Origin of the sequence: Geofilum rhodophaeum (genome assembly GCF_002210225.1) — a bacterium.
GTDB classification, from domain to species: domain Bacteria; phylum Bacteroidota; class Bacteroidia; order Bacteroidales; family Marinilabiliaceae; genus Geofilum; species Geofilum rhodophaeum.
The window spans coordinates 1-1,459 of the sequence record NZ_MWUJ01000062.1 but is presented as its reverse complement, the minus strand read 5'-3'; the positions used below and the strand labels follow the sequence as shown (position 1 = coordinate 1,459).

Genomic DNA, 1,459 nt, shown 5'->3' with positions numbered 1-1,459 from the left:
CTGTCCGGTCCTATTTTTAGTTGTTTAAATTAACTCATATTTTTTCTTTCATCCAATTCTTGAAAGCCTCTTTGGGAAAGCCGTTAGGTTCTGTCAAGGGCAGCCGAGGAACGAGGCTGTTTATATACCCTTGACAGGTTCTAAGGGCGACCTATATTTGCTTTCAGGGTTTTGGATGTTAGATATCAGGATTTAATCTCCCGTCAAAATGAATGCATAATTGCTGGAAGGTTAGTGCCCAATTGGGTAAGGGTTTGGTCCACTTTTTTGCAGCATTTTCTGTCGTTAAATAGATTAGCTTCATTAATGCCATATCACTGGTAAAAGCTCCCTTGGTTTTGGTAACTTTTCGTACCTGGCGATGGAAGCCTTCTACAGCATTTGTAGTGTAGATCAACTTTCTAATAGGCTCATCATATTTGAAATAAACCGAAAGTTCGGGCCAGTTGTTTTTCCATGAACGTATTACTATGGGGTACTTTTTATCCCATTTCTGCTCCAATTCTTCAAGCTCTCTTTCTGCCTCAGCTTTACTAACCGCACGGTAGACTCTTTTGAGATCTTTCATGAAGGTCGCCTTATCCTTGGATGCGATATATTTCAAGGAGTTACGGATTTGGTGGATTACACATTTTTGGATCTCTGTATTAGGAAAGATGCTCAATATGGCCTCGGAAAAACCAGATAAGTTATCGGTGCATGCAATCAATATATCTTTGACTCCACGGCTCTTAAGATCTGTCAAAACCGACAGCCAGAACTTAGCCCCTTCACTTTCTGAAACATACATTCCAATATGCTCCTTTTTACCCTCCTTGTTGATAGCCAAAACATTATACATAGCTCTGCTGGCAACTTTCCCTTCGTCCCTTACTTTATAATGTATTGCGTCAAGCCAGGCGATTGGGTAGACAGCATCCAGTGGTCGACTTTGCCAGGCTTCCACTTGAGGAATAATACGATCGGTAATTTCACTTAGCACACTTGCCGATACTTCTGTATCGTACATTTCTTTTAGCTGAGCCGATATATCCCTTAGACTCAACCCCCTACCGTAAAGGGAAATGATTTGAGGAGCCAGATTGTCTGCCAAAATCCGCTGACGCTTTTTTACGATCTCGGGTTCAAAATTGCTGTGCCGGTCTGCTGGAGTGTCAATTGTTACTTCTCCTGCAATGGTCTTAAGGGTTTTTGACCCTTTCCCATTACGTTTATTGCCATCAGCACGCTGATCTTCATCTAAAAACACTTCCATTTCAGCGGCAAGGGCGCTTTCTAAAAATTCCTTGATGATGGGAGCAAAAACCCCGCCATTGCTTGTTAATGATTTTCCGCTCAGTAATTGCGATATTGCAAGATCGCGCATAGCCCGGTATTCGGGACTTTCCTTTTCGTAATGTGTCATGAGGTCCAAAATTAGTAATTTTCAAATTCTGGACAGAGTTTAAATTACACCCTC

1 protein-coding gene is annotated in these 1,459 nt (G+C 41.7%); it reads right to left on the bottom strand.

The window, feature by feature from the left end; translation table 11 throughout:
- Window positions 1-178: 178 nt before the first annotated feature.
- Window positions 179-1,405, bottom strand: coding sequence for an IS256 family transposase (locus B4W65_RS17025; protein WP_088656358.1), 1,227 nt, complete (start codon window positions 1,403-1,405; stop codon window positions 179-181).
- Window positions 1,406-1,459 lie beyond the last annotated feature (54 nt).

Bases quoted from the DNA above. Each gene is read 5' to 3' on its own strand.
- B4W65_RS17025 (WP_088656358.1), bottom strand. From the start codon at position 1,405: ATGACACATTACGAAAAGGAAAGTCCCGAATACCGGGCTATGCGCGAT.